This window comes from Protofrankia symbiont of Coriaria myrtifolia (assembly GCF_900634755.1).
Lineage (GTDB): Bacteria > Actinomycetota > Actinomycetes > Frankiales > Frankiaceae > Protofrankia > Protofrankia coriariae.
Genome location: NZ_CAAAFS010000152.1, coordinates 1 through 7341, shown reverse-complemented (window position 1 = coordinate 7341; position 7341 = coordinate 1). Strand labels below are relative to the sequence as shown.

Here is a 7341-nt window from a genome sequence, read left to right as displayed (position 1 = left end):
TCTACTAGCCTGACCAAAGTCATCGAGCCCACAAGGTCGGTGTGGCCGGTCAGCGGCTGGCTGAGAGAGTGGGCACGCAAGCTGGCGCCTGCCTCTAGAGGACAACGACGGGACCCCCATCCCTCAAGATCAATAAATCTCACCGGAGCCAGGGTGGCTCAGGGTGCGGACGGCAGGATGCGGGCGCGTACCTCGCCGAGGCCGATGACGGTTGCGTCCGGGCCGGGGGCGGTGCCGGTGATGACGACCTCGTCGCCGTCCTCGAGGAAGTCCCGTGTCGAGCCGTCGGGGAGGGTCAGGGGCTGTGTCCCGTTCCAGGTGAGCTCGATGAGCGATCCGCACTGCGCGCGGGTGGGCCCGCTGACCGTGCCGGAGGCCAGCAGGTCCCCGGTGCGCAGCGACGCGCCGTTGACGGTCAGGTGGGCGAGCTGCTGGGCCACCGTCCAGTACATGCCGGCGAACGGCGGCCGGGAGAGCAGGTGCCTGTTGAGGGAGATCTCAAGCTCGATGTCGAAGCCCCCCGGCGGCGCGCCGGTGTCGTCGAGGTAGGGCAGTGGACGCGGGTCGCGCGGCGGGGCCGGCACCCGGGCGTGCCGCAGCGCGTCGAGCGGCACGATCCACGCGGAGACGGAGGTGGCGAACGACTTGCCGAGGAATGGGCCGAGCGGAACGTACTCCCAGGCCTGGATGTCGCGGGCGGACCAGTCGTTGACCAGGCAGACGCCGAAGACGTGCCGCTCCGTCTCGGCCAGCGGGACGGGGCGCCCAGGCCGCGAGGGGGTGCCGACGACGAAGCCGACCTCGGCCTCGATGTCCAGCCGCGCCGTCGGCGCGAACGTGATCTCGCTGCCCGGGGCGCGCAGCTGCCCGCGCGGGCGCACGACCGGTGTCCCGGAGACGACCATGGTGCCGGATCGGCCGTGGTAGCCGATCGGCAGATGCTTCCAGTTGGGGGTGAGGGGGTCGCCGTCCGGGCGCAGGATGCGGCCCAGGTTGGTGGCGTGGTGTTCGCTGGCGTAGAAATCCACGTAGTCGGCGACCGTGAACGGCAGGCGCGGCGTCGCCGTGGCGGCCGGTACCAGCAGCGGCTCGACGGCGCGCCGGTACCGTTCGTCGGCGAGCCAGCGCATCACCCGGGAGCGGACCTGTGACCACACCGTGGGGCCGGCGGCCAGCAGCCGGTCGAGGCTGCCCGCGGTGAACAGCCCGGCATGCTCCGGCAGGAGCGCGCCGGCGGCCGCGGTCAGATCCAGGATGTGCTCGCCGATCGCGACGCCGACGCGCGCGCCCGGCGCGTCCGGCGTGGTGAAGCTCCCGTAGGGCAGCGTGCGTATCCCGAAGGGATGGTCGTGCTCCACCTCGACCCAGGACGCGCGGGACGCGGCGGCGTCGAGCGGCCCGGCCGGCGGCCGGGTGTCCGGCGTCATCGGCTGTCCGGCGTCAATGGGTGCTCGGTGTTATTGGGTGCTCGGCGTCGTCGGCTGTCCCCGTCCGCCCAGGTCCAGGCGTAGCGGCCGTCGTCGCAGGCGAGGGCACCCTCACCGAGCTCGAGCGGACGGAAGGTGTCGGCCATGACCGCGAGCTCGTCGACGGACTCCACCCCGAGTGAACGCTCCACCGCGCCCGGCTGCGGGCCGTGCGTGTGCCCGCCCGGATGCAGGCTGACCGAGCCCGGCCCGATGCCGGAGCCCCCGCGCGCCGCGTAGTCCCCACCGCAGTAGAACATCACCTCGTCGGAGTCGACGTTGGAATGGTAGTAGGGCACCGGCACGGCCAGCGGGTGGTAGTCGACCTTGCGGGGGACGAAGTTGCAGATCACGACGTTGCGGCCGGCGAAGACCTGGTGGACGGGCGGCGGCTGGTGTACCCGTCCGGTGACCGGCTCGAAGTCGGCGATGTTGAACGTGTAGGGGTACAGGCAGCCGTCCCAGCCCACCACGTCGAACGGATGGCTGAGGCAGCGGTAGCGGGTCCCGGCGACACCGCCGTTGGCACCGCGTGAGTGGTGGTGCCTGACGAGCACCTCCACGTCGGTTCCGGTTACCAGCAGCGGCCCGGCGGGCGGGCGCAGGTCCCGCTCGCAGTACGGTGCGTGCTCCAGGAACTGCCCGTGCCGGGACAGATAGCGCGGCGGCGGGGCGAGGTGGGAGTTCGCCTCGATGACGTACACGCGCAGCGGCGCGGCCGGGTCCGGGATCCAGCGGTGGGTGACACCCCGGGGTATGATCACGTAGTCGCCCTGGCGGGCGTCGAGCGTGCCGAAGACCGTCTCCACGGTTGCCGCGCCGGCTTCGACGTACCCGCACTCGTCGCCGGTGGTGTTGCGGTACAGCGGGCTGGCCGCGCCCGCGACGACATAGCAGATGCGCACGTCGGCGTTGCCGAGGATCAGCCGCCGTCCCGTGACCACGTCGACGTCCCCGGGCTGTTTTCCGGGCTGTGTCCCGTCGAACAGTGCCGGCAGCCGGAAGTGCCGGGGCAGCAGCGGGATGTTCGGGTGGGTGGTCAGGTCCGCGGGCGTCCAGGGCGCGGCGTCGACGATCGCGGCGGGCACGCCGGTGTGGTAGAGCAGCGCGCTGTCCCCGGCGAAGCCTTCCGCGCCCATCAGCTCCTCGCGGTAGAGACCTCCGTCGGGGCGGCGGTGCTGGGTGTGCCGTTTGGGCGGAACGTCGCCCACCGCCCGGTAGTGGGGCATGGCATGTCCTTCCCGTCCGGCGTCTGCCGGTGTCTTCGGCGTTTTCGGTGCCTCCGGCGTCCCCGCTGTCAGCGGCGTCAGAGGTTGCCGCGTCTGGCCTGCTCACGCTCGATGGCCTCGAACAGCGCCCGGAAGTTTCCGACGCCGAAACCGAGCGCCCCGTGCCGCTCGATGAACTCGAAGAACACCGTCGGCCGGTCGCCGATCGGCCTGGTGAAGATCTGCAGCAGATAGCCGTCCTCGTCGCGGTCGACCAGGATGCCGCGGGTACGCAGCTCCTCGACCGGTACCCGCACCTCGCCGACGCGGGCGCGCAGCCCGGGGTCGCGATAGTAGGCGTCCGGGGTGTCGAGGAACTCCACGCCCCGGGCCCGCAGGACGTCCACGGTGGTGATGATGTCGCTGGTGGCCAGCGCCAGGTGCTGGACGCCGGGACCGTCGTAGAAGTCGAGGTACTCGTCGATCTGGGAGCGCCGGGCGCTGACAGCCGGCTCGTTGAGGGGGAGCTTCACCCGGTGGTTGCCGTTGGTGACCACCTTGCTCATCAGCGCCGAGTACCTGGTGGCGACGTCCCCGCCGACGAACTCCGCCATGGTGGTGAAGCCCATCACCCGGTTGTAGAAGGCGACCCACTCGTCCAGCCGGCCCAGCTCCACGTTGCCCACCACGTGGTCGAGCGCCTGGAACAGCCGGCCGGGCCCGCCTGCCGGCCGCGCCTGGCCGGACGTGTCACCGGTGTCACCGGTGTCGCCGGTACGGCGGGTGTCGCTGGTACGGCTGACGTAGCCGGGCAGATAGGGGCCGGTGTACCGGCTGCGGTCGACGAGGCTGTGCCGGGTCTCGCCGTAGGTGGCGATGGCGGCGACGCGGACGGTGCCGTGCTCGTCGCGCAGGTCGTGGGGCTCCTCGACGACTGTCGCCCCCCGCGCGCGGGCGTGGGCGACGCAGTGGTCGACGTCGGGGACCTCCAGGGCGATGTCGATCACCCCTTCCCCGTGCCGGCGGTGGTGGCGCAGCAGGGGGGACGCCGGGTCGACCCCGCCCTTGAGGACGAACCGGACCGCTCCGGAGCGCAGCACGTACGCCTTGTGGTCACGGTTGCCGGTCTCGGGCCCGCTGTAGGCGAGAAGTTCCATGCCGAACACGGTCTGGTAGAACAGCGCGGCCTGGGTGGCGTTGCCGACCGACCACACGACAGCGTCCCAGCCCGAGACTGGGAAGGGGTCGGCGGCCGTGTCGTGCTCCACCAGCCCGACGAGGCGGCGCATCTGGTCGAGGTCGGGTTCCGCCGACCGCTGCCAGCTGGTGGAGGTCTCGCTGCCGCTCATGACCGAGCCTCCGTGGAGTCGAGGACGGGGTTCCTGCCGGACAGTAAGCACACCGCACGAACAAATACCTGTGCAACTTCTCTGTTCGGCCAACCGGGACACCCCACAGTGGCTGAGCGAGCCCACGGCGCCGGCACCGGGCGGGGCGGAACGGGCCGCGCCCACCGCGCCGGATGCTTCTCCCCCACCGGACCTCTCGGCATCGGACGGGCGGCCGGCCGCCGGGTGGCCGCGGGACTGTCCGGCGGCGGGCAGCGATGACACGGTCCGCCGCCAGGACGGTGGCGACCCGTTGCCGCGCGGTGGCGGCCCGCTGCCGCTCCACCACCGGTGGTCCCGTCCACGGCGGGACGTGTGGCGCTGCTCCACCACCAGTGGTCCCGGCGTTCCTGGCAATGGTCCCGGCATTTTCCGCGATGGTCCTCAGGTGATGCCGACAACCGGGCGTGGCCTGGCCCGCGGAGGCAGAATTCGTGACGGCCGGTCGTCAGCCACCGTGACAGTGTCCGTTTCGGAGTGGGACAACGCATACCGTCGACGCCGACGGTGACCGTGGTACAGCAAATACCGTTGCCCGGAGTACTGTGGGCCCGGACCGCCATCCGGCCCGGGCCGGTTCCTGTGACATACACGTACTGCGCCGGGAATAGTCCCCGCCCGGCCCGGCGCATGGCCTAACGTGAACGAGACGCGGCTACCATTTCGTTTTCGGGAGTTCGCGTTGCTGCAGGTTCTATCGGATGAATGCGTTGGGAGGTAGGTGTTACCCGTGCAGAACGACAAGAATTCGATAGTCCGGAGGGTCCTCGCCGGCGCGACCGTGGCGCTCGGTGCCGCGGCCTTCATCGGTCTGGGCACCTCTGTCGCAACCGCAAGCAGCGTAGACGCCGGTGCCACCACCGTCGTGGGTGCTGACGCGGGTGTCGGTGTCGGCCCGATCGTCGGCCCGGTTGGCCCCATCGGCCCCGTGGGTCCGGTCGGCCCCGTCGGGCCGGTCGGCCCCGTCGGCCCTGTTGGCCCTGTTGGTGTCGGCCCGATCGTCGGCCCGGTTGGTCCGATCGTCGGTCCGGTCGGCGTCGGCCCGATCGTCGGCCCGATCGTCTGACCAGCACCAGCACCTGACTGGCACCAACACGGTGTGACGGCGCGACTCCGACAGCAACTCGCCGACAACAAGTGGTGAGCGGACGTTGAGCCAGCATCATCGAAATACAGCTCGATCGCACCGGCGGGACCGGCACCGATGACGGATCCCGCCGGTGCGCCTTCTCCCGGGCGCCGCCAGACCCGCCCCGGTTTCGGGCAGCACCCGCGGCCGGGGCGAGCCGGGCAGCCAGCGTCAGAAAAGCTCAGAAAAGGCGGCGCAACAGCTTCTTCTTCCATGCCGTGCGCGGCGGGTAGAGCAGCGGCGGATCAGGCCGGGCCGGTTTCGTGACGACCGCTCGGCGGTGACTGAACGCCTCGAATCCCCACCGGCCGTGGTAGGCACCGATCCCGCTGTCACCGACTCCCCCAAAAGGCAGCTGCGGGACGAGGATGTGCACCGCCAGGTGGTTGACGACGACACCGCCGGAGCTTGTTTCGCGCAGCACCCGCCGCACCACCGTTTTCGAACCGGTGAAAAGATACAGGGCGAGCGGCTTCGGCCGTGCGTTGACAAAAGCGATCGCCTCGTCGAGGGAGCCGACCGTCAGAACGGGCAGAATCGGCCCGAATATCTCCTGGGTCATCAGCTCCGAGGCCGGGTCCGGATCGAGCACGACCGTCGCCTCGACGGTGATCGTGCCGGGATCGCCGCCGCCGCCGACCACGACCTGCCCGCGGTGCCCGTCGAGCACGCGGCGCAGCCGGTCGAACTGCCGTGCGTTCACGATCCGCTGCACGGACTCGTCCCGTTCGAACCGTTCCAGCGTGGCCCGGACCCTGGCAACGAACTCGTCCCGGACCGAGCTGTCGACGAGAACGTAGTCGGGGGCGATACAGGTCTGGCCGGCGTTCAGCAGCTTCACCGAGACGATCCGCTGGGCGGCGACGTCCAGGTCGGCGTCTGGCATGACGATGACCGGGCTCTTGCCGCCCAGCTCCAGGGTCACCGGGGTGAGGTGCCGCGCCGCGGCCTCCATCACCTGCTTACCGGTCTCTGTTCCGCCGGTGAAGAAGACGTGGTCGAGCCCCTGCGCCACCAGCTGCCGGGTGACGGTGGCATCCCCCTCGCACACGGCGACCGCGTCCGCGTCCAGGTACTCCGGCAGCAGGCGGGCGAGCAGCGCGGAGGTCGCCGGCGCGTGCTCGGACGGCTTGACCACGACGGCGTTGCCCGCGGCGAGCGCCCCGACGAGCGGGGACAGCGTCAGGTAGACCGGGTAGTTCCACGGGCCGACGACAAGCACCACGCCCAGCGGTTCGTACTGGTAGAAACCCCTGTCCGGCAGCATGTTCACCGGCAGCGACGTCCGCCGTGGGCGCACCCATCCCCGCAGGTGCCTGCGGGCGTGGGCGGCTTCGGCGCGGGTGCCGGCGATGTCCCCGAACCAGGCATTGTGGGCGTCACGCCCGAGGTCGGCGCCGAGCGCGGCGACAATGTCGTCCTCCCGCTGGGTGAGCAGGCGTTCGATCGCGCCGAGCTGCCGCAGCCGCCATGCGACATCGCGGGTGCGGCCCGTCGCGAACGTCCGGCGCAGCCGCTCGACCGTCGCGGCGGCATCGGGCCGGGCCTGCGCAACCGGTCCCGACGTGACCACGGCCATGCCCGTCCCCGCCTTTCCTGCCCGGTCGGTCCTCGTCCCCGGTGTCCACTGTCGGTCCCCGTCGGAGACACGCCCCAATGACCAGCGTGCGCCAGATTCCATGTTTCCAGATTCCATGTTTTTGGACGGCTCCGCCGAGGTGGCTCCACCTGAAATCGTAACGGCCGGAAAAGCTTCGCCGGCGGTGCGACGAGCACAAAGTTTAATGATCATGAACGCCTGGAGCGGCCACCGGCGCGAGCTCACGCGGGCCCGCTCCCCCGGCCGTGGCACGAGGCCCCCAAGACAACCGTGCCCAGACGGCATCAACCACACTCAGGTGGCATGGGGCACAACCACGGCCGTTCCACCCCCGCGCATGGTCACGCGGCGCCCGGCAGAACGTCACGCAGGGCCGCGACCGCGATGGCCGCGGCCATCGCGGTGATCCTCGTCCTCACCGTCGCGGGCGCCGTCCTGCTGTGGCCGAACACCACCCCCCGCCACGCCCCGAGCCAGCTGCGCGACCTCACCGGCGGCGCCCCCGACCTCGTCGACGCGACGATCGGACGCGCCGGGCAGGGCCCCTGCC

General features: G+C 71.0%; 5 protein-coding genes. 1 reads left to right on the top strand and 4 read right to left on the bottom strand.

Features of this window, described 5'->3' with window-relative positions; genetic code table 11:
• Nucleotides 1-158 precede the first annotated feature (158 nt).
• From fahA to hppD, 3 genes are all read right to left on the bottom strand, one after another.
• Nucleotides 159-1427, bottom strand: coding sequence for a fumarylacetoacetase (gene fahA / locus CM1CMNOD_RS08570; RefSeq protein WP_013873278.1), 1269 nt, complete (start codon nt 1425-1427; stop codon nt 159-161).
• Complete coding sequence (locus tag CM1CMNOD_RS08565; RefSeq protein WP_013873277.1) at nt 1424-2695, bottom strand: homogentisate 1,2-dioxygenase; 1272 nt, start codon at nt 2693-2695, stop codon at nt 1424-1426. The genes fahA and CM1CMNOD_RS08565 overlap by 4 nt, the downstream gene beginning before the upstream one ends.
• Before the next feature lie 77 nt (nt 2696-2772).
• Nucleotides 2773-4023 carry a 4-hydroxyphenylpyruvate dioxygenase gene (gene hppD, locus CM1CMNOD_RS08560; RefSeq protein ID WP_013873276.1) on the bottom strand — a complete coding sequence of 417 codons (1251 nt, stop codon included), beginning with the start codon at nt 4021-4023 and terminating at the stop codon, nt 2773-2775.
• 769 nt (nt 4024-4792) lie between these two features.
• Here hppD and CM1CMNOD_RS21640 point away from each other — a divergent pair.
• Nucleotides 4793-5128, top strand: a complete 336-nt coding sequence (locus tag CM1CMNOD_RS21640) for a hypothetical protein (RefSeq protein ID WP_013873274.1) — start codon at nt 4793-4795, stop codon at nt 5126-5128.
• Nucleotides 5129-5372: 244 nt separating this feature from the next.
• Here the strand turns inward: CM1CMNOD_RS21640 and CM1CMNOD_RS08550 are convergent, their stop codons facing one another.
• On the bottom strand, nt 5373-6770 hold the full coding sequence (locus CM1CMNOD_RS08550; protein ID WP_013873273.1) for an aldehyde dehydrogenase family protein: 1398 nt from the start codon (nt 6768-6770) through the stop codon (nt 5373-5375).
• Nucleotides 6771-7341: the final 571 nt, after the last annotated feature.